18 protein-coding genes and 4 pseudogenes are annotated in these 18,631 nt (G+C 69.3%); 13 read left to right on the forward strand and 9 right to left on the reverse strand.

The window, feature by feature from the left end; all coding sequences use genetic code 11:
• Positions 1–671 precede the first annotated feature (671 nt).
• Both BG482_RS40950 and BG482_RS14125 read left to right on the forward strand, forming a co-directional pair.
• Positions 672–947 (forward strand): annotated as a pseudogene (locus BG482_RS40950) (transposase); the annotation flags it as partial.
• Positions 948–976: 29 nt separating this feature from the next.
• Positions 977–1,492 carry a hypothetical protein gene (locus BG482_RS14125; RefSeq protein WP_069769360.1) on the forward strand — a complete coding sequence of 172 codons (516 nt, stop codon included), beginning with the start codon at positions 977–979 and terminating at the stop codon, positions 1,490–1,492.
• 156 nt (positions 1,493–1,648) lie between these two features.
• Here BG482_RS14125 and BG482_RS14130 read toward each other — a convergent pair whose 3' ends face one another.
• The gene (locus BG482_RS14130) at positions 1,649–2,650 is read right to left on the reverse strand and encodes a YafY family protein (RefSeq protein WP_107450544.1); all 1,002 of its coding nucleotides are present in this window, start codon (positions 2,648–2,650) and stop codon (positions 1,649–1,651) included.
• A 158-nt stretch (positions 2,651–2,808) separates the two neighbouring features.
• Here BG482_RS14130 and BG482_RS14135 point away from each other — a divergent pair, with 158 nt between their 5' ends.
• The 3 genes from BG482_RS14135 (at position 2,809) to BG482_RS14145 (ending at position 5,511) form a co-directional block, all read left to right on the forward strand.
• Complete coding sequence (locus BG482_RS14135) at positions 2,809–3,231, forward strand: VOC family protein (protein ID WP_069769362.1); 423 nt, start codon at positions 2,809–2,811, stop codon at positions 3,229–3,231.
• Between the two features lie 110 nt (positions 3,232–3,341).
• Complete coding sequence (locus BG482_RS14140; protein WP_069769363.1) at positions 3,342–4,373, forward strand: aldo/keto reductase; 1,032 nt, start codon at positions 3,342–3,344, stop codon at positions 4,371–4,373.
• A 7-nt stretch (positions 4,374–4,380) separates the two neighbouring features.
• Complete coding sequence (locus BG482_RS14145; RefSeq protein ID WP_069769364.1) at positions 4,381–5,511, forward strand: winged helix DNA-binding domain-containing protein; 1,131 nt, start codon at positions 4,381–4,383, stop codon at positions 5,509–5,511.
• A 23-nt stretch (positions 5,512–5,534) separates the two neighbouring features.
• On the opposite strand, the gene BG482_RS14150 is transcribed toward BG482_RS14145, so the two are convergent.
• Complete coding sequence (locus tag BG482_RS14150; RefSeq protein WP_069769365.1) at positions 5,535–5,747, reverse strand: hypothetical protein; 213 nt, start codon at positions 5,745–5,747, stop codon at positions 5,535–5,537.
• Between the two features lie 234 nt (positions 5,748–5,981).
• On the opposite strand from BG482_RS14150, the gene BG482_RS45140 reads away from it, so the two are divergent.
• Entirely contained in the window at positions 5,982–6,104 is a 123-nt protein-coding gene (locus tag BG482_RS45140) for a hypothetical protein (RefSeq protein ID WP_256096362.1), read from the forward strand.
• A 216-nt stretch (positions 6,105–6,320) separates the two neighbouring features.
• Positions 6,321–6,533: pseudogene (locus BG482_RS45145) on the forward strand (hypothetical protein); the annotation flags it as partial.
• Positions 6,534–6,945: 412 nt separating this feature from the next.
• On the opposite strand, the gene BG482_RS14160 reads toward BG482_RS45145, so the two are convergent.
• A complete protein-coding gene (locus BG482_RS14160; RefSeq protein WP_069769366.1) occupies positions 6,946–7,509 on the reverse strand; it encodes a TetR/AcrR family transcriptional regulator in 564 nt (187 codons plus the stop codon).
• 553 nt (positions 7,510–8,062) lie between these two features.
• Here BG482_RS14160 and BG482_RS14165 point away from each other — a divergent pair.
• Complete coding sequence (locus BG482_RS14165; protein ID WP_069769367.1) at positions 8,063–9,133, forward strand: aldo/keto reductase; 1,071 nt, start codon at positions 8,063–8,065, stop codon at positions 9,131–9,133.
• A gap of 69 nt (positions 9,134–9,202) precedes the next feature.
• Positions 9,203–9,949 (forward strand): annotated as a pseudogene (locus BG482_RS14170) (SDR family oxidoreductase).
• A gap of 25 nt (positions 9,950–9,974) precedes the next feature.
• Here the strand turns inward: BG482_RS14170 and BG482_RS46130 are convergent.
• The 3 genes from BG482_RS46130 to BG482_RS14180 all read right to left on the reverse strand — a co-directional run bounded on the left by BG482_RS46130 (position 9,975) and on the right by BG482_RS14180 (position 12,165).
• Positions 9,975–10,505, reverse strand: a complete 531-nt coding sequence (locus tag BG482_RS46130; RefSeq protein WP_370745784.1) for a PaaI family thioesterase — start codon at positions 10,503–10,505, stop codon at positions 9,975–9,977.
• Between the two features lie 201 nt (positions 10,506–10,706).
• Complete coding sequence (locus BG482_RS14175; RefSeq protein ID WP_069769368.1) at positions 10,707–11,735, reverse strand: zinc-binding dehydrogenase; 1,029 nt, start codon at positions 11,733–11,735, stop codon at positions 10,707–10,709.
• Positions 11,728–12,165, reverse strand: coding sequence for a tautomerase family protein (locus BG482_RS14180; protein ID WP_069769369.1), 438 nt, complete (start codon positions 12,163–12,165; stop codon positions 11,728–11,730). The genes BG482_RS14175 and BG482_RS14180 overlap by 8 nt, the downstream gene beginning before the upstream one ends.
• 79 nt (positions 12,166–12,244) lie before the next feature.
• Between BG482_RS14180 and BG482_RS14185 the strand changes: the two genes are divergently transcribed.
• The gene (locus tag BG482_RS14185; protein WP_069769370.1) at positions 12,245–12,829 is read left to right on the forward strand and encodes a TetR/AcrR family transcriptional regulator; all 585 of its coding nucleotides are present in this window, start codon (positions 12,245–12,247) and stop codon (positions 12,827–12,829) included.
• Between the two features lie 156 nt (positions 12,830–12,985).
• Here the strand turns inward: BG482_RS14185 and BG482_RS14190 are convergent, their stop codons facing one another.
• On the reverse strand, positions 12,986–13,462 hold the full coding sequence (locus BG482_RS14190; RefSeq protein WP_069769371.1) for a tautomerase enzyme: 477 nt from the start codon (positions 13,460–13,462) through the stop codon (positions 12,986–12,988).
• A 174-nt stretch (positions 13,463–13,636) separates the two neighbouring features.
• Between BG482_RS14190 and BG482_RS14195 the strand changes: the two genes are divergently transcribed.
• From BG482_RS14195 to BG482_RS14210, 3 genes are all read left to right on the forward strand, one after another.
• The gene (locus BG482_RS14195) at positions 13,637–14,191 is read left to right on the forward strand and encodes a YrhB domain-containing protein (RefSeq protein WP_069769372.1); all 555 of its coding nucleotides are present in this window, start codon (positions 13,637–13,639) and stop codon (positions 14,189–14,191) included.
• Between the two features lie 766 nt (positions 14,192–14,957).
• Positions 14,958–16,157 (forward strand): NAD(P)/FAD-dependent oxidoreductase, encoded by a 1,200-nt coding sequence (locus tag BG482_RS14205; protein WP_069769374.1) that lies wholly within the window; start codon positions 14,958–14,960, stop codon positions 16,155–16,157.
• Positions 16,158–16,179: 22 nt separating this feature from the next.
• Positions 16,180–17,139: a sigma-70 family RNA polymerase sigma factor gene (locus BG482_RS14210; protein WP_176741372.1), complete on the forward strand. Its 960-nt coding sequence runs from the start codon at positions 16,180–16,182 to the stop codon at positions 17,137–17,139.
• A 255-nt stretch (positions 17,140–17,394) separates the two neighbouring features.
• Here the strand turns inward: BG482_RS14210 and BG482_RS46135 are convergent.
• Together BG482_RS46135 and BG482_RS14215 are read right to left on the reverse strand one after the other, a co-directional pair.
• Positions 17,395–17,463 (reverse strand): annotated as a pseudogene (locus BG482_RS46135) (hypothetical protein); the annotation flags it as partial.
• 198 nt (positions 17,464–17,661) lie between these two features.
• The gene (locus BG482_RS14215) at positions 17,662–18,618 is read right to left on the reverse strand and encodes a DMT family transporter (protein WP_069769448.1); all 957 of its coding nucleotides are present in this window, start codon (positions 18,616–18,618) and stop codon (positions 17,662–17,664) included.
• Positions 18,619–18,631: the final 13 nt, after the last annotated feature.

An 18,631-nucleotide genomic window follows, 5' to 3' on the forward strand; every position in this document is an offset into this window, starting at 1 on the left:
GGTGCGGGTTGCGCTGACACCTTCGTGCCGGTGAGGTTCCGGTCGTTTCCGGCGCCGGGTCAGGGGTGGGGGCGGATGTACTCGGCCGGGTGGTTGGAGGACTGGAGGGAGTAACCGGTGCCGCTGTTGTCCTGGCTGTCAGCAGCAAGTCCGAGATATCGAACGGTGTGCGGAATTGCGAACTGTGAACCGCGCTCGAAGATAGGATCCGGCTAACGACTCGTCAATGGAACTGACCAGTTAAGTTCCGATTGGTTCCCGCCCGCCACCGCCCCCGCCATCCGGCCGGCGCCCTCAGCATCCGGCCTGAGCCGGGCGCGTGCGGCTCGCCCATCGATGTGACGGCCGACCGCAATCCGTCCCTGGCCCCCGGTGGGCCTGCGCCGAGCCGTTCCCGCCGAAGCGCTGACGCCGCACGACGCATGCCGTTCGAACCGGTACGCCGCAAACTCGGTACCCGACGGAGAGCGTGGCGTCGGCCATCTGTGCTGAACCATGGCGCTGCAAACGTGCACGGTGGCAAACGATGGGCAGCCCAGGCCGGGACGCCTTCACGAAGTGCTGTGACCGTGAAGGTTCGCCCGGTTGGGCGCTGATGTGGCGGGTGGCAGGATTCGGCGTATGGCTGACAGCGATTACTCGTTACGGATGGCAACGGCTGACGACGCGGGCTGCTGGCGTTCTACGACTTCCCCGCCGAGCACTGGGTCCATCTGCGGACTACGAACCCGATTGAGTCGGCGTTCTCCACGGTCAAGCTACGGACCAAGGTCACCCGCGGGGCCGGAAGCCCGGCCGCCGCCCTCGCGATGGTATTCAAGCTCGTGGAGTCCGCCCAGGCCCGCTGGCGGGCGATCACCGGATCTCACCTTGTGCCCCTGGTCCGTGCTGGCGCCAGGTTCGAGAATGGCATCCTCGTCGAACGCACTGAAACGCGGGCTGCGTGAGGCCGTGGGGCTGGGGAGGCGCAAGAACCGTGGCGATCTGTTTCGAACTCGTGGTGAACTTTGGCGACGACGCCGAGGCGGCACAGGCTGCCGCCCGCATTGACCCCAAGCCATGGGTGCTTCGCGCGGGCGCCCACCGCATCCCTCTCCACCGGCCGATGCTGGCGAAGGTGGGCTCATGCATCGAGCTCTCGATCCTGCCCGTGGCCGTCAGCTGGGGTTGTGGCCTGGACGGCAGCCTCCCCAGATTCCAGCTCACCGCAGCAGAGCTGACCGAACTGGGACACCAACTCTACGAACTGCTCGCGCAGTTCCGCGGATATGTCGCCGCCAAGGTCGGCTGGGATCCGGAATCTTTCCTGGACCCCGCCGAGCTCAGAAGCGAGTGGTCAGACGAACTGAACGACGGCAGCATCCACGGGCTCGTGCTCTGCGAAAAGCTGTATGCCGAACTCGACCCGAGCGCCGACTACGAAGCGTTCCAGCCCGGATACCGGTGGATACCGTATCGCGGGGAGGAACCGAGCAACCTCACGACCGACTGACGAAACAAGCCCTATCCAGGGCGACTCATCCACGCATATTGACAATTACTCTCGGCAGCACCCGCTGGGAACGGTCCGACCAAGATCAATTTCGCCGGGATTTCCTGTACCCCAACTGCTCGCACCCGGGCTCGAGCGGCGTGGTGAGTTCTGTTCTCACCGCGCCGGGCCGGTTGCTGGTCCTGTGGTGCGTGCGGCGTGGGCATAGCGGGTGGCGAGGTCCCCGAATGCGGTGGCCAGTTGGGGTGGGCCGATGACTTCGATATCGGTGTCGAAGCGGCCGATGGCGGCGGCGAGTCCGGTCCATGACCAGGAGCCGAGGATGAGCCGGCAATGACGGGACCCGAGTTCCTCGACGATTCCGTCTTGGGCGAAGGGCGCGACATCGGCGGCCGGGAGGCGGAGGATGACTTCGCCTTGGCAGGGCCAGTCGGTGGTGGTGCCGTCGTTGCCGCGGAATCGGCTGGTGACGAAGGTGGAGACGCTGCCGCCGGGGAGGGCACGAGGGGTGAAGCGGGGGCCGGTGGGTGTGCGGGGCTGGATGCGGCCGACGCGGAAGGTGCGCCAGTCCTCGCGGTGGAGGTCCCAGGCCACGAGGTACCAGCGATGACGCCAGGTGACCAGGTGGTGGGGTTGTACGCGGCGGACGTCATCGGCCGAGGTGCTTGGCCCCGGGGCGTAGTCGAAGCGCAGTTCCTCGCGGGCGTGGATGGCGCGGCTCAGGTCCATCAGGACCTGAGCGTCGACCTGAAGGGTGTCGCCGGCCGCCGCGGGCGGGTGGACCGCGGTGATGTGCAACAGGTCGATGCGGTGGCGCAGGCGGGGTGGCATGACCTGGCGGAGGGTGGCCAGCGCGCGGGTGGCGTCTTCAGCGACGGCGGTGCCGGCGGCCGCGGTCTGCAGCGCGACGGCCAGGGCGACGGCCTGGTCGTCGTCGAACAGCATGGGCGGCAGATGCGTGCCGGCCTCCAGGCGGTAGCCGCCGGCCGGTCCTTTGAGGGTCTTGATCGGGTAGTCGAGTTCGCGCAGACGGTCGATGTCACGGCGCACCGTGCGTGAGGTGATGCCGAGACGCTCGGCGAGATCATCGCCGGACCAGTCACGGGGCGTTTGAAGCAGCGAGAGCAGCGCGAGCAACCGGGCGGATGTCTTATGCATGGCACCCATACTCCCTGGAGTACCGGACACGCCCTGTCCTCTACCTCTGCCATCGTGGCATACGAGCCGTTCGGGACGCATCGCTCCTGGTCACGGCAGCCGCCGCTGGAGCTGGAACGGTCGGCGGTGTATTCATCACATCGAGCAAGGAGCAGGTCATGTCCGTCACGACCACCACTCACCTGAACTTCCGGGGCACCGCACGTGAGGCGCTGGACTTCTACCGATCCGTCTTCGGCGGACGTACCGTCGCGGTCACCTACAAGGACGCGGGCGCCGTGCAGGATGAGAGCGAGGCGGACTGGGTGATGTGGGGCGAGGTGGCCGGCGACAACGGCTTCCACGTCATGGCCTACGACGTGCCCTCGCATCTGCCCTGGAGCCAGGGCGAGAAGCCGTTCTTCGTCTCCGTGCGCGGCGACGACACCGAGGAGATCAGCGCCCTGTGGGGCAAGCTCGCCGAAGGTTCGACGATCGTGCGTCCGCTGGAGCCTGCGCAGTGGGCGCCGCTGTACGGCATGCTCACCGACCGCTTCGGCATCACCTGGGTCCTGGACGTCACCGCTTCGTACAACGGCTGAACAACCGACCGACCTGACATGCCTGCGCCGTCCGGGCCGCCGCGACCGCACGGGCGGCCCGGACGGCGCAGGCACCGAACACGTACGGCAGCGGAAGGAAATGGGGCACCGTGAGGATACGGAAGCTGGGACGGACCGGCATCGAAGTCAGTGCCTACTGCCTGGGAACCATGATGTTCGGCAAGATGGGCAATCCTGATCACGACGACTGTGTGCGCATGATCCACCGGGCGCTGGATGCGGGCATCAATTTCGTCGACACCGCTGATGTGTACGGATACAGCGAGACCGAGGAGATCGTCGGAAAGGCCCTCAAAGGGCGCCGCGACGAGGTGGTGCCGGCAACCAAGTTCAACGGACCGATGGGCGAGGACCCCAACCGCAGCGGCAGCTCCCGGCGCTGGGTCGTCCAGGCGGTCGAGGGCTCACTGAAGCGGCTGCAAACCGACTACATCGACGTGTACCAGATCCACCATCCCGACCCGCACACCGACCTCGAGGAGACTCTGTCCGCGCTCACCGACCTCGTGCGTGCCGGGAAGGTTCGCGCGATCGGCTCCTCCAACCTGCCGGCCTCGGACATCGTCGAGGCCCAGTGGGTCTCCCGACAGCGTGGACAGCACCGCCTGCGAACCGAGCAGCCCACCTACTCCATCCTCAACCGCGGCATCGAGCGGGAGGTCCTGCCCACCTGCCGCCGCTTCGGCCTCGGCGTTCTGGTGTGGAGTCCGTTGGCCATGGGACTGCTCACGGGCCGCTACCGCAAGAACGCCCCGCGGCCCGGCAACGCCCGCGTGCAGTGGGTCTCCCGGCATCTCACCGACGAACGCAAGCTTGACGCGGTGGAGCAGCTGCTCACCCTCGCCGAAGAAACCGGTCACTCCCTCACGCACGTGGCCATGGCCTTCGCCACCAGCCACCCCGACGTCACCGCCGCCATCATCGGCCCGCGCACCATGGACCAGCTGGACGACCTGCTCGTCGGCGCCACCCTGACCCTCGACGACGACATCCTCGACAAGATCGACGCAATCGTCCCGCCCGGCACCGACATCAGCCCTCTGGACGTGTCCTACGTACCTCCCTCCCTCACCCGCACCGACCTGCGCCGGCGCCCGGCCCACGAGCGAGCCGCCGCGTGAGGATGCCATGACTGTCCTTGACGCCCGCGCCCTCAATCGCGCCACCCTCGCCCGCCAGCACCTGCTCCAGCGCAGCGACACATCCGTGTCGGAGGCAGTGGCCCATCTGTGCGGCCTGCAGGCGCAGGATCCTCAGGAACCCTTCACCGGGCTGTGGTCCCGTCTGTCCGGCTTCAAGCCCGAGCAACTCGACGATGCGCTGACCGGCCGCGTGGTGGTGCGCACTCACCTGATGCGGCGCACCGTCCACCTCGTCACCGCCGACGACGCGCTCACCTGGCGAGCCCGCCACGACGCAATGCTGCGCCAGCGAGTGCTGGGAACCTACCGGCGTGAACTGACCGGCATCGACGTGGACGAGGTCGCCGCAGCCGGCCGCGCGGTCATGGCCGACCGGCAGCCCCGCACGATGACCGAGCTCGTACACGCTCTCGAAGACCGCTGGCCCGGCCCACCACATCGTGTCCTGGGCGAGCTGCTCGTCGCAGCCCTCATCCCGATGGCCCAACTCCCGCCCCGCGGCCTGTGGCACCGGAGCGCCGGCGTACGCAACCTGCCGTTGAGCACCTGGCTGGAACGGGACGTCGACCCCCTGCCCGCCGATGGCAGTGATCCCGTCGGACAGCAACTGCTGCACCGCTACCTCGCCGCATACGGGCCCGCCGCCGGCACGGACCTACGTGCCTGGTGCGGCCTCGCCGGCCTTCCCGCCGCCATAAAAGCCGCCCGAGAAGAACTCGTCGTCTTCCGTGACGAACGCGGCCGCGAACTGCTCGACCTGCCCGACGCACCCCGCCCCCACCCCGACACCCCCGCCCCCGTCCGGTTCCTCCCGGCCTTCGACAACGCCATCCTCGGCTACCACGACCGGAGCCGCATCATCGACGCCCCCCACCTCGGTCTGTCCGTCGCAGGCCACCGCACCGTCCTGGTCGACGGACGCGTCACCGCCACCTGGACCGTACGCAACCACCGACTCCACATCAGCCCCCTGCGCCCCCTCACCGCCCTGGAACAGGAAGCCGTTTGCGCCGAAGCCCAGGACCTGACCACCTTCCTGGACAACGACAACGAGCACATCCAACTCGACACGAAAACTGACGATCCGACCACTCCCGGGGATCCGTCGTCGTACTGATCAGGTGACTCCTTCGGGGAAGATCACGCCTGGCCGTCGCCGGCTTGAAGGGGATGCTCTCCCTGCCGCGGACCTTCATGGAACGAGTACAGCGCCGCGAGCAGGGTGATCCGTACGTCCTCCGCCGTGTCACGGAAGCTCGAGGGGTACATCTTGATCGCCCGCGCCCGCCAGGAGGCCATCAGCTTCTCCGAGCAGTCCGTGAACAACCCGTCGGGCAGGCCGACCTTGCGCACGTCGGTCAGCTTGGTGATCTCCTGTCATGACATGACACAAGGAGCAGCGCGCGGGCCTTGCCACGACAGCAGCCGCAGGGCGCCGTGCCCGCTCCACCGAACCGCCGCGTGATCAAGCACCCGGCGTACGTCCGCGATCAACACGCTAGCCGATGAAAGTGCATCGCCTCCAACGCGAACTCGAACGCCAACGGTGCTGGGGACGTCCGAAACGAAGCCGCGTAACCAGAGCCGGTGACGTTCGTGGCCGTCGCACTGGACGCCCTTGCCGCACTCACCGATCGGCACGGACAGGCAGACATCGCCGCCGCCGTCCGGGCGCTGCGCATCGCCCCGAACGGTTCAGACCCGCCCTAGACGCCGAGGGAAACACCCGTCCCTGTAACCCGCCTGGCCGGGGCAGCGGCCTGGGCACACACCGACTCAGGACAGGCGGGCATGCAGATCACGGCGCTGCGCCATGCCGTCGATGGCCCCGGCCCCGGCGTCAGCTGCCGCTTCACCACTGCGGCGATATGCCCTGACCGCTGCTGCGGCTCGCCGCGCCGGCGTGTCCGATGCACGCTGGGAAATGTGAGCAGCACGCCGATCGTCGTACACCCGCCCACAGACACGGGAGGCCGGAGGGTGACCGTGCACTCCCTTGGCCGGGACGAAATCCTCGGCACCGCCTACAGCGATCACGACCTGGTGGTGTTCCTCGAGGGCGCGGGCATCCACGACGCCGACAGCATCCTGGACGACGACCGGTGGGTCGAGTGGCGCGGCGGCCGCGCACACCAGTGGAGCTGCCTGAAGACGCTCTGCGCCGGTCACGGGCGGGCGTGGTCGGCTCGGTGGGAGTCCCCGACCATGAGCCCGACGACGGCTGGTCAGCGGGGATGGTTGCCCCGGCTGCGCTGCTGTGCTGTCGCTGCTGCCGTCAGTTCGGGGGTGACGTCAGGCGGGGGATGTCGGTGGGGTAGAGGTCGGGGCGGGTGCGGTGCAGGCGGGCGGGGTGGCGCCACCGGCCTGAAGTGTGAGGGCGACGGCAGGAACATCTGACGAGCCGTTCGGGCGCTGTCGCGAGCGGGCAACGAGCCGAACGTAGGCAACCGTCCCGACGGTCCTCACCAAGGTCTGGGGCGCAACGACCGCCGCGGCCGCGGCCATGCCGTCCAGCACAGGCCGACGCCTCGCCGAACCGCGTGCGTATCTCTCAGCGGGACCTGAGCCCGTCGACGACGACGTCCAGCATTCGGTTCAGCTGCGGGCGTTGCCCGGGTGCGCCGGCCACGGAGAGCAAACCGGCGAGGATGCCGCCTACCTCGACCGGGTCGATGTCGCTGCGCAGTTCTCCGGCTGTGGCGCCGGCCTCGAGCACCATCGCCAGGACCTGCTGGACCTCGTCGCAGACCGGTCCAGTGCCGAAGCGGCCGGAAGCGCTCATGGCGACCAGGGCCTCACAGATGCCGCGTCGTTCACCGGCCCAGTCGGCGAATCGGAGCATCCACGTGTGGAGGGCCTGAGCGGGCGGCTTGGCAGCCAGCAGGGTGCGCGCGTCTTCGCGCAAGGGCCGGATCTGGTCCCGGTAGACCTCTTCGACCAGATCCTCCCGGGTCGGGAAGTGCCGGTACAGGGTGGCGTTGCCCACGCCCGCGCGTTTGGCGATCGCGTCCAGCGAGATCGCGCGTCCGGAGGCGAAGGCCTCGGCGGCCGTGGCGATCAGCTGCTCGCGGTTGCGCTGCGCGTCGGCGCGCAGGGTGCTGCGTGGAGGTGTCATGGCCTTCGCGATCGTGAGTGTCGGATGAGGCTCGGGAGCGATTCGGGGATGTCCCCGGTTCAGTGTACGGTGAGACAAGCGGGGAGGTCCCCGATTACGGGTGCTCTCACCTATCGCCTCCGCGACGAAAGGTTTGCCATGCCTACAGCTCTCCTCAGCGGGAACGACCGGGATCGGCAGAGCGACGACCGAGGTGCTGCACGCCCGCGGCACCAGGTCGCGGTCACCGGACAGAATCCCGATTCCCTCGCACGAGCACGATCCGAGCTCCCCGACGACGTGCTCGTCGTCCGATCCGACGGCGCGTGCCCTCCGACACCGACGCCCTGATGGCAGCGGTGTCGGCGCGGTTCGGATCGCTGGACCTGCACTTCCTCGACGCCGGGAACTTCCGTGCGGCACCGGTTGCCCGGGTGCCGGAGGAATCGGCTACATCACCGGCCAGGACATCACCGTGGCCGGCGGCTACGGGCTCGGCGCCTGAAACCCGGGCTAGCCGGCCACCAATACGCACCTCTCGAACGCCACGAACCGCACCTCACAGGAGAACACGATGGCACTCACTCTCGACACTTATCGGCTGCTGGGCCGTTCCGGACTCCGGGTCTCACCGCTGGCGCTGGGCACGGCGACTTTCGGCACCGAGTGGGGCTGGGGAGCCGAGCGCGACGAGGCGCGCAAGCTCTTCGACCGCTACACGGAGCTCGGCGGCAACTTCTTCGACACCGCCAGCACCTACACCAACGGCAGCTCCGAGCGACTGCTCGGCGAATTCGCTCGCACCCATCGCGACAAGATGGTGCTGGCGACGAAGTACTCGACGCTGCGCCGGCCCGGTGACCCGAATTCCGGGGGTGCCCACCGCAAGAGCATGCTGGCGTCGGTGGAAGCCAGTCTGCGACAGCTGAACACCGACTACATCGATCTTCTCTACGTGAACGTATGGGACTTCAGGACGCCGGTGGAGGAGATCCTGCGGGGCCTGGACGACCTGGTGAGGCAGGGCAAAGTACTGTACGTGGCGATCTCCAGCGCCCCGGCCTGGCAGGTGTCGCGCATGCAGGCGATCGCCGACCTGCGCGGCTGGTCGCCACTGGTCGCACTGGAGACCGAGTACAGCCTGATCGAGCGCACCGCGGAGCGCGACCTGATCCCGATGGCACGCGAGATGGGACTCGGCGTGGTCCCCTTCTCCCCGTTGGGCGGCGGAGTGCTCACCGGCAAGTACACCCGGGAGGACCAGAACCCGGCGGGCTCCGTTGTCGGCGAAACCGCCGGCAGCCGCAAGAGCCTCAACGTCGCCCTGGGATGGGTGACCGACCGCAACCTTGCCATTGCCGATGCGGTGAAGGAGGTGGCCTCGGAGCTGGGCCGCACACCCGCCCAGGTCGCACTGGCCTGGACCCTGGACGCCCCGGGCGTGACGGCACCCATCATCGGCGCACGCACCGTCGCGCAGCTGGAGGACAACCTGGGTGCCCTGCAGGTCGACCTCGCTCCTTCCCAGCTGGCCCGCCTCGACGAGGTCAGCGCCATCGACCTCGGCAATCCGCACGACCTGCTCGCCAGCGATCACATCCGAACGGTCACCACAGGCGACATGAAGATCGAAACCCTCGGCTGATCCGCTTCATGAACGGCGACGTCCCGATATGGCGGCACGTATTTGATGATGGAACGGAGCAACCTCAGCATGGGTAAGTACAGCGACAAGAATGTGGTGATCACGGGCGGCAGCAGCGGCATCGGGCTCGCGCTGGCGGAGTTGCTGGTGCAAGACTGAGCCCGCGTAGTGATCACCGGTCGTTCTCAGGCCAAGCTCGACGCGGCACGCGAGCGGCTCGGCGAGAACGCCATGGCCGTCCGGGCGGATGTGGCCTCACTGTCCGACTTGGATATGCTCGCCGGCTGTGTGAAGAGCGAGCTGGGCTCGATCGAGGCTTTGTTCGTCAACGCCGGCATCTCACCCCTCACGCCCCTCGAGTCGACGACCGAGGAAGCGTACGACGAGCTGTTCGCGATCAACGTCAGGGGCGCCTTCTTCACTGTGCAGAAACTCGCCCCGCTGCTGAGCGCGAACGCCGGCATCGTCCTCACCACCTCGATCGCGAACGTCATCGGCATGGTGGACACCAGCGTCTATGCGGCCGGCAAGGCGGCGCTGCGCTCGATGGCCCGCACCCTCTCCCGCGAGCTGCTTCCGCGGGGAATCCGTGTCAATGCGATCAGCCCGGGTCCCATCGACTCGGGGATTCTGGAAACGATGGCCCTGTCCGAAGAAGCCGCCGACCAGTTCAGGGCGGAACGGACCGCGAGCAACCCCATGAAGCGTTACGGCACCGTCGACGAGTTCGCCAAGGCGGCCGCATTCCTCGCCTTCGACGCCACGTACACCACCGGCATCGAGCTGGCCGTGGACGGCGGCGAAACCCAGCTCTGAGCCCGGACGTCTCGGCGATCCGCCCTCACCTCACGTTGTGTCTCGGAGAGCGGGAAAGAGGGTGCGGGCGACGTCCGGGTCCGGCGCGATGAAGATGCCGTCGGCGTCCACCAGGAGGGCGGAGCACTCCTCTCCGGTGGTGGATCGAGCCGTTGACGAAGATCTTGCGGGCCTCGGTTCGCGTGAGGCGGGCGAACACCCGCAAGGGAGTCTCCAGCGGGACGGGGTTTCGGTAGCGCATGTTACGGGCGATCGTCATGCCTGGGTTCCCAGTGGCCGCGCAGGCCCGGTCCATCAGTTCGTCGAGGAGCGTGGCGCTGATGCCGCCGTGGCCGTAGCCGGGTAACCCCGCGTTCGCGATGCCGAGGACGCACGGGCCGGTGAGACCGTCTTCGGTCGGGGTGACCCGCAGGGGTGGTGCGAGCGGGCTGCCGACACCGGTGCCGGGGCTGTACGTCCGGACGCCACCGGGGAGTTCTTCGACCTCGGGGATCTCCGCGGGTGCACGGCGTCGGCCGGTGAGCTGACCTTTGAGCGCGCGGACGCCGCCTGCCATACGGTGCGGGGTCTGTGGGGTGGCCGCGGTGCGTACGGTGTCATCCGCCAGGGCGCGTAGCTCACGGCCGAGGACGGCGATCGCTTCGCGCTGCCGGTCCAGTTCCGCTTCGGCCGGTCCGTTCGGGGGGGATGGTTGTCGGGGTGAGGGGCGAGTTCATGAGGCTTCTCCGTGTACGGGGTCTCGAGCGCGGGCCAGTCGTCAGCGGCCGGCTCGGGGCTCGGGGAGGTCGCGGACGAAGACGGGCTTCAGGTGCCTTTCGGACAGCGCCTCGGGGAGTTGTTCCCAGCCGAGGACGTGGGAGACGACGCGTTCGGGTGCCACCTTTCCCGAGGCGGCGAGGTCGAGGGCGTCGGGTAGGTGGTGGCGTACGTTGTCGCGGGCGATGCGCAGGGTGACGCCGGTGAGGTACATGTCGAGGAGCGGCAGTTCGCCGGGCCGGAAGTGGTTGCCGGCCGACTCGCAGATGCCTTCGGGTGCAAGGGAGTTGACGGCGAGGGTGAGCTGGTCGACACGGCCGGTGGCCTCGACGGCGATATCGAAGCCGTGCCGGACGGGTTCGATGGCTTCGGCGGTGCGGGCACCGTAGCTTTCGGCGAGATGGCGGTGTTCGGGGTCGGGGTCGACGTAGAGGACGTCGGAGGCGCCCAGGGCGCGGGCGATGTCGCACACGTACAGGCCGATGCTGCCTCGGGCCACGACCAGGACCCGGGCGCCGGGGCGGGCCTCGAGGTGGGGTGCGACCAGACGCCAGGACAGAGACCAGTTGTCGCTGGCCGAGGCCATGGCGACGGGGTCGAGGCCGGCGGGCAGCGGGACCAGCATGGCGTCCGCGTACGGGACACGGACCAGGTCGGAGAAGAGCCCGCCCCAACTTCCGCCGATCGGCGCTCCGTACATGGCCATGTGCGGGACAGTGCTGCAGTGGGCGGTCAGTCCGGCTCGGCAGTGGTCGCAGGTGCCGCAGTTGATGGACCAGGGCACGACGACGAGGTCGCCGGGGGCCACCGTGGTCACGGCGTCACCGACTTCGGTGACGCGGGCGACGCACTCGTGGCCGAGGGCGAACGGCGGATCGATGAAGCCGTGCCCGGCCAGGATCGCGGAGTCCACATCGCAGGAGGTCGCGGCGACCGGCGCGACGATCGCCTCCGCGTCCGACTTCAGCCTCGGGTCGGGGCTCTCGCGCCACTCGACCGCGCGGCGGGCGACGTACGTCAGCTCACGCATCGGCTTGCCCCGTGCCGTGCTTGGCGAGGGCCACCAGGTCGGCGTAGCGGATCACGGAGCCGCCCGCGCCCCACGTGCCGTCGGGCTGTTCGTGCACCAGGACCCACACCCGCAGCGCATCGTCCTGAGTGAGCCCGGCCGCGGACAGGACGGTCTTCGTCACGTCCTCGACCAGGCCCGCCTTGCGCCGCTCGGACAGCGCCCCGTGCGGCAGCGTCACCTCCACCAGGAAACGGGGAGCTTCGTCCTCGGCGGTGGTTTGGGCGCCTTCGGGCAGCTCGGCGAGGTAACTCCACGCCTGGGCGCGGAAGAAGGCGGTGTCCGGTGCCCCCTCCCAACGCAGCAGTGCGGCGGCGAGGTCCCGCTGGACCGTGGCGCGGGCCTCTTCGGCCAGGGAGCCGGCGGGCGCGGTCAACCGGATCATGGGCATGGCAGCTCCTATGACGATCGTTATAGACGCGGGTCACGGTAGACTATGACGACCGTTATATCCAGAGGGGAGTACGTCGGTGACCAAGAGCAGCGCGCCGTCGCGCGAGCGGATCGTGGCCGGTGCCGCCGACATGATCAGTCGGCGTGGCCTGAGTGCGACGAGCATCCGGGAGATGGCCAAGCACGCCAAGGCGCCGCTCGGCTCGACGTATCACTACTTCCCCGAGGGCAAGCAGCAGTTGGCCACCGAGGCCGTCCGCTTCACCGGTGAGTGGGTGGCCCGGAGTCTGCGCAAGGAGCTGGAAGCGGGGCCGGCCGCGGGCCTGCGGGCTTTCCTGGACCTGTGGCGCAAGATCGTCGTAGAGAGCGACTTCCATGCCGGCTGCCCGGTCCTGGCCGTGGCCATCGAGGAACCCCCGGCCGGCGAGATCCCGCCCGCTCTGACGGCCGCGGCCGACGTCTTCGAGCAATGGGAGGGCCTGCTGGCCGACTCGCTTCGGGCGCACGGTGCCGAGGCCGGACAGGCCGCGCAGCTCGCGACCCTGATCGTGGCGGCCGTCGAGGGTACGGTCGCCATGTGCCGCGCCAAGCGCAGCACGCAGCCCCTCGACCGCACCGCCGAACAGCTCCAGGCTCTCATCGCCGGGGCGGTCAAGGGCTGACCGGAACGACCGTCCAGTTCTCGCATCGGCGCACGCGAGCCGGCGTCGCCGCGCCCGAGCGGTCCGCGTTGAACGTGTCGGCTTGTATCTGTCCACAGGGGACGCGTCGGCTTATGCGCCCATCCGGCCTGACGCAGGTGGACGCACATGCCTGGATCACGCGCCGAGGCGGGCGCGGATGGCCGTGGCCTTCTCCTCGGTGAACACGCCCGTGTCGAGGAGCGGGAGGACGGACAGTACGCCGCCGCTGGAGCCCCAGCTGCCCTCGTCGATGACGCGGAAGTTGACCCACCAGGTCGGCGACGGCTTTTCGAGGCCGCAGGCGTCGGCCAGCGCCGCCAGCAGGCGCTCGATGACCTCGGTCCTGACTTCCTGACGCCAGTCCCCGTCCATCACCGCCACGTCGATCACCATGACGTCGGCCTCCGGGCCGAGGTCCGCGAGCAGCCGCCCCCCGATCGCCATCATGTCCGGCTGGCGCTCGACGAAGTGCACCTGGAAGCCGACCCGCGCGGGCGGAGCGAACTGCCCGACCTCGGGCACGAGGACCGCGTCCGTCAGTGTCTCGGCCAGCTTGCGGCGCCGCTCCAGGCTCAGGCGCCCGGTCGGCGTGTTCACGGTAATGATCGTCATGACATTCTCCTATGACAGTCGTTATAAACAGCTTCAGCGTACACGGCCTATAACGACTGTCATATCGAGACCGCCGAACGGACTGTGGTGAAGGTCCGTCAGGCCCCTCGTACATGGCGCTGGGCCGGGCGAATTCGCTGGTCGGTAGAGAGGCCTGTACGGGATGCTGCACGCGTGATCGAGCGAGAAGCCGCCGTTCGGGCTGTCGAAGAGCAGCTGGAGCGCGAATATCAGCAGTGGCGGGCTGTGAGCGCGGAGGCGCTGCGGATGGCTGTGGTCCGTGTCAAGGAGCACGAGCTGGTGTGGATCGTCTCCTGGCAGTCCGAGGACTTCGTACGCACTCGCAACTCGAAGTACGCGCTGATGGGCAATGGGCCGTATCTGGTCGACCGCGTCGACGGGGGACTGCACCAGATCGGCGTCGTCTCCGCGGTGACCGGGGAGTGGGAGGCCGACTACCGGGCTCGGATACGCGGGCTGCCGGTGCGCACTGCAGTGGACGATCTACACGATGCGCTCCGCGGAGTCGCCGTTACGCGCGGACGGATGCATGCTGTGCGGACACTGCGCCAGAGGCTGCCTGTGCTCTCGCCCGCGGAAGCCCTCGAGTACGTGGCCGCGTTGCTGGAAGGTGATGCACCCGCCCACCAGGTGGCCGTCGCCACCAAGGAACTGGTGGAGCCCGTCAACCCGGTGCTTACGGTGAAGACCATTCGGGCGGAGCGGTGATCCGAGCCGGTCAGAGACCCGAAGGGTGACTGAAGATCCAAGGGCCGCCCGGGATGCTGCGGACGCTGCGGACGCTGGGTCACGATCCGCACCAGGGGGACCTTGCCCACCTCGTCGACCAGCAAGACGCCAATGGAATGAAGCTGGTGGAAGCTGCTCCGCAGGTCGCCGGTTGTGTCGGCGCCCAGAGCACCCGCCACTTCGTGGAGAGGAACGAGGGTCACCTCCTCGCCTCCGAGACCGAGAGGGAGCGAGCCCATATCCAGGACCATGCCGAGCGCGACGGCCTGCTTGGGCCACCGCACCGGCGTGCTGGGGTCGCAGGCGCGCGAGACGCTGCATGAGGTCGATCGCCTCGTCGGACAAGGGAGGGTCGTCGGCGACTGCCTCCGCGGCGAAGTCCGAGGCGATCGACAGCCACTCGTCGTAGCCCGGAGGCTGTAGCTGCTGCAGGCTGTACGCCCCGCTTCTCCGACGTCCCGGCTTCCGGGGCTTGAGACACCCCCCGGAAGCGGCCCCTGGGGCGCCCCCGGCGCCGGCCTCTGGGAGGGGAGGCTCGGAAGAGTTCCACGCGGGTCACGTTGACCAGCGGCTGCGGGAAGATCTGGGCCCGTTTCTGCTGTGGGCCCCAGACTCCTGTCCGTGACTCACGGTGCAAGTGAGCCACTGCCGCGATGTGACGCATGACACATGCGGTTCCTGTCAGCAATCGGGGCGCTGTTCCGCTCAAGTCACGGAGAGCCAAGCGAACCGACAGGAGCAGCACATGAAGCACCGCATCGTCGTCCTCGGCGCCGGCTATGCCGGGGCCTACGCGGCCGGAACCCTGGCCCGTCGGCTGTCCCCGGCGGACACCGAGGTCACCGTGGTCAACGCCGAGCCGGACTTCGTCCAGCGGCTGCGGCTGCACCAGCTCGCGGCCGGCCAGGAGGTCGAGGCTCCACAGCTCGCCGACGTCTTTGTGGGCACGGGGATACGGCTGCGCTTGGCCCGTGTAACCGCCGTCGACCCCGAGCGCCGGGTCGTCGCCGTGGCCGACGCCGAGGGCGGCGGCGAACTCGGCTATGACACGCTCCTCTATGCTCTCGGCAGCCACGCCGCCAACCGCGGGGTCCCTGGCGTGGCCGAGCACGCCTTCGACGTCAGCAGTCGTCCGGCGGCCCTGCGCCTGCGCGAGCGCCTGGACATCCTCAGCAGGCGGGACGAGGACGGGAGTGTGCTGGTCGTCGGCGACGGGTTGACCGGCATCGAGACCGCCACCGAGATCGCAGAATCCCGGCCCGGCCTGTCAGTGGCGCTGGTCGCCCGCGGAGAGCTGGGCGCCCCACTCTCCGCCGGAGCCCGCAGCCACCTGCGCCGGGCCTGCGACCGACTGGGCATCACCGTCCTGGAGCACCTCAGCGTCGAAGCCGTCGAAGCAACGCGGGTGCTGTGCGCCGAAGGCGCCGCCCTGGCGTCCGACGCAACCGTGTGGACGGCAGGATTCGCGGTCAGCCCCATCGCCGCCACCAGCGGGCTGGAGGTCACCGAGAACGGTCGCATCGTCGTCGATCGCACCATGCGGTCGGTCTCGCACCCGAACGTCTACGCCTCCGGCGACAGTGCCTACGCCATCGGCGACAACGGCCGGCCGTTGCCGATGTCCTGCGCTTCTGCCGGCTACACCGGCATGCAGGCCACGTCCGCGATCGTGGGACGTCTGACAGGCCGCAAGATCCCGAACACCAAGATGGAGTACCTGGGCAACCACATCAGCCTCGGGCGGCGGGACGGGATCCTGCAGGTGGTCGACGGCGAAGCGCAAGCAAAGCCGACGTATGTGGGCGGCCGGAAGGCCGCGCGGATCAAGGCGGGCATCCTCAAGATGTCGCTGTGGACCACCTCGCACCCGACCTTCGGCTTGCCCAAGCTCAAGCGCCACCTGGCCGTCGTACCAGATGCGGCAGCCGAGAGGACGGTCGCGTAGCCGCCTGACGAGGGAGGTCCGCGTGGACAGCACCGCCACTGATCGCTTCGACACCAGTCGGTTCGAGGCCAGCCGGAACAGGCTGGCTTCGCTGGCGTACCGGCTGCTCGGCTCCGCCGCCGACGCCGAGGACGCCGTGCAGGACGCGTTCCTGCACTGGCAGGCCGCCGACCGGCAGCTGATCAAGGTGCCGGAAGCATGGCTGACCAAGGTCGTCACCAACCTGTGCCTCGACCGGCTCCGCTCGGCGCAGGCACGCCGCGAACGCACCGTCGGCGCCTGGCTGCCCGAACCGCTCCTGGACGGCGACCCGATGCTCGGCCCAGCCGACACTTTCGAGCAGCGCGAAGCGGTCTCCCTGGCCGTGCTGACTCTCATGGAACGCCTGTCACCCTTTGAGCGGGCCGTCTATGTCCTGCGCGAAGCGTTCTCTCACAGCCACGCCGAGATCGCCGAGATCCTCGACATCACCGAATCCGTAAGCCAGCAGCACCTCCACCGGGCCCGGCACCGCATCACCGCCGTGCGCCCGAGCGGCGGCGAAGCCGATCCGGTATCCGCCCGCAGGATCGTCGAGGAATTCCTCGACGCTGCCTCCTCGGGCCGCACCGAACGACTGGTGGCGCTGCTCACCGGCGATGCGACCGCGATCGCCGAGTCCAACGGCGCCGGCGCTGCCAAGACGCTGCTGCGGTACGACACTCCGCAGCGCATCGCCGCCATCGCACGGGCCGGTTTCACACCCACACCCGCGAAACGGCGACTTGCCGGCGGCACGCCCGCCATCCACTACGAGCTCGTCAACGGCGCCCCCGCCATCATCTTCGTCATCGGCGACCAGGTCATCGGCGCCGTGACGTTCGACATCACAGGCGGCAGGATCGCAACCGTGCGCGGCATCGCCGCCCCCACCCGCCTCGCCCGCCTGACCGCAGCTTGGCGGCAGCACCGTCCGGACACGCCGCTCGTCACCCAGTGGTGACCCGACTCGCCGACCCCGCTCGTGCGGCCGCCGGGTGAAGCAGTGGCCGGGCCCGGTGAGGCCGCCCGGCTTGGTCACCGCCGGCGGCGCTGCGGATGCCGGCGTCGTCGACGTGCCGCTCAGGCCGGTCGCGGGGACTCTCGGCCTGTGCCCGGCGACGTACCGCCGGGCACAGGGCGGATCGTCGTGGGACGGGAAGAGCTCGAGGAGCTGGGCCTTCTGGCGGGGGCGGAGGCCTTGGATGCGGCGGCGCCCGGATATGCCGATGTGGTCCAGGAGCTGGCCGGCGCGGATCTCGCCGATCCCGGGCAGCGCTTCGAGCAGGGGGCGTACGCGGGTCTTGGCCCAGACGGCCGGCGTCTACCCCGACACCCGCAACCCGGAACTGCGCGACGCCCTCGCCTGCGCCGGAGTCCAGCGCGTCGTGTCCCTCGGCAGAGCGGGCGGTGTGCCACCGGGGCTCTCGCACGAGGCTTCACCCGTTGCAGCGGCTCATGCGCTGGGTGAACGAGAGTGATCCGGTCACCGGGAGGCAGGGGTCCGCGGGCTCCTGCCTCCGGACGCCGGGGTGCGCCCGGGACCGACGGGGGCCCTCTCCGCGGCGGGCAGCGCTCGTGGCCGCAGGCCGACCACCAGGCCGGCGATCACCACGGCGATGCCCAGCCAGACCGACGGCCCCGGCACACCCGTTCCCGAGACGGCGCCGACGACCGCGGCCGCCAGGGGTGCGATGCCGGTGAGCAGCCCGGCCCGTCCGGCCCCCACGGAGCGGACCGTCGAGTACCACAGGACGAACGCGACCGCCGTCACCAGCAGCGTCAGAAAGCCGACGGCCGCCCACTGGACCCCGGTCAGCCCCCGCACGGCCGAAGGCCCTTCCCGCGTCATGCCGAGGACGGCCAGCAGCACTCCGCCCAGCCAGGTCGCGTGCACGGACACGCCCCACGGGGTGTGCCGTCCCAGCACCGGCACCGCCAGCAGCGTGAACGCCGCCTCGCAGCCCAGGGCCAGCGCCGCCCAGGCCACCCCGACCGCGTCGGTCCGGCCCGTCCCCTCCACCAGCACCGCGCCCGCCATCACCACGGGCGCCGCTAGCAGGACCTGCCGGCTGGGCCTGCGCCGCTCCAGCAGGGGGCCGATCACCCCGAGCAGCAGGGGGACGCACGCCACCGCGACGGCGATCACCGCGGGCTCCGCATGTGCGACGCCACGGACCACGGCCACGTTGAACAGCACCAGTCCGGTCACGGCGAGCCCCACCAGCCACAGCCACTCCCGTCCGCGCGGCCACACCAGACGGGTACCGGCGAGCCGGGCCATGACCACGAGGATCGCGGTCGCGGCCACATATCGGACGGCCTGGGTGCTGAACAGCGGGGCGCCCACGAGGGTGTGCGAGACGGTGACGCTGCTGCCGACGAGTGTCATCCCGACCATGCCGGGGACGAGCCGGGCGAACGAGGGGGAGGGGGTGTCCATGCCGTCCACCCTG

The sequence above is a fragment of the Streptomyces sp. LUP30 genome, from assembly GCF_001746365.1.
GTDB lineage: Bacteria > Actinomycetota > Actinomycetes > Streptomycetales > Streptomycetaceae > Streptomyces.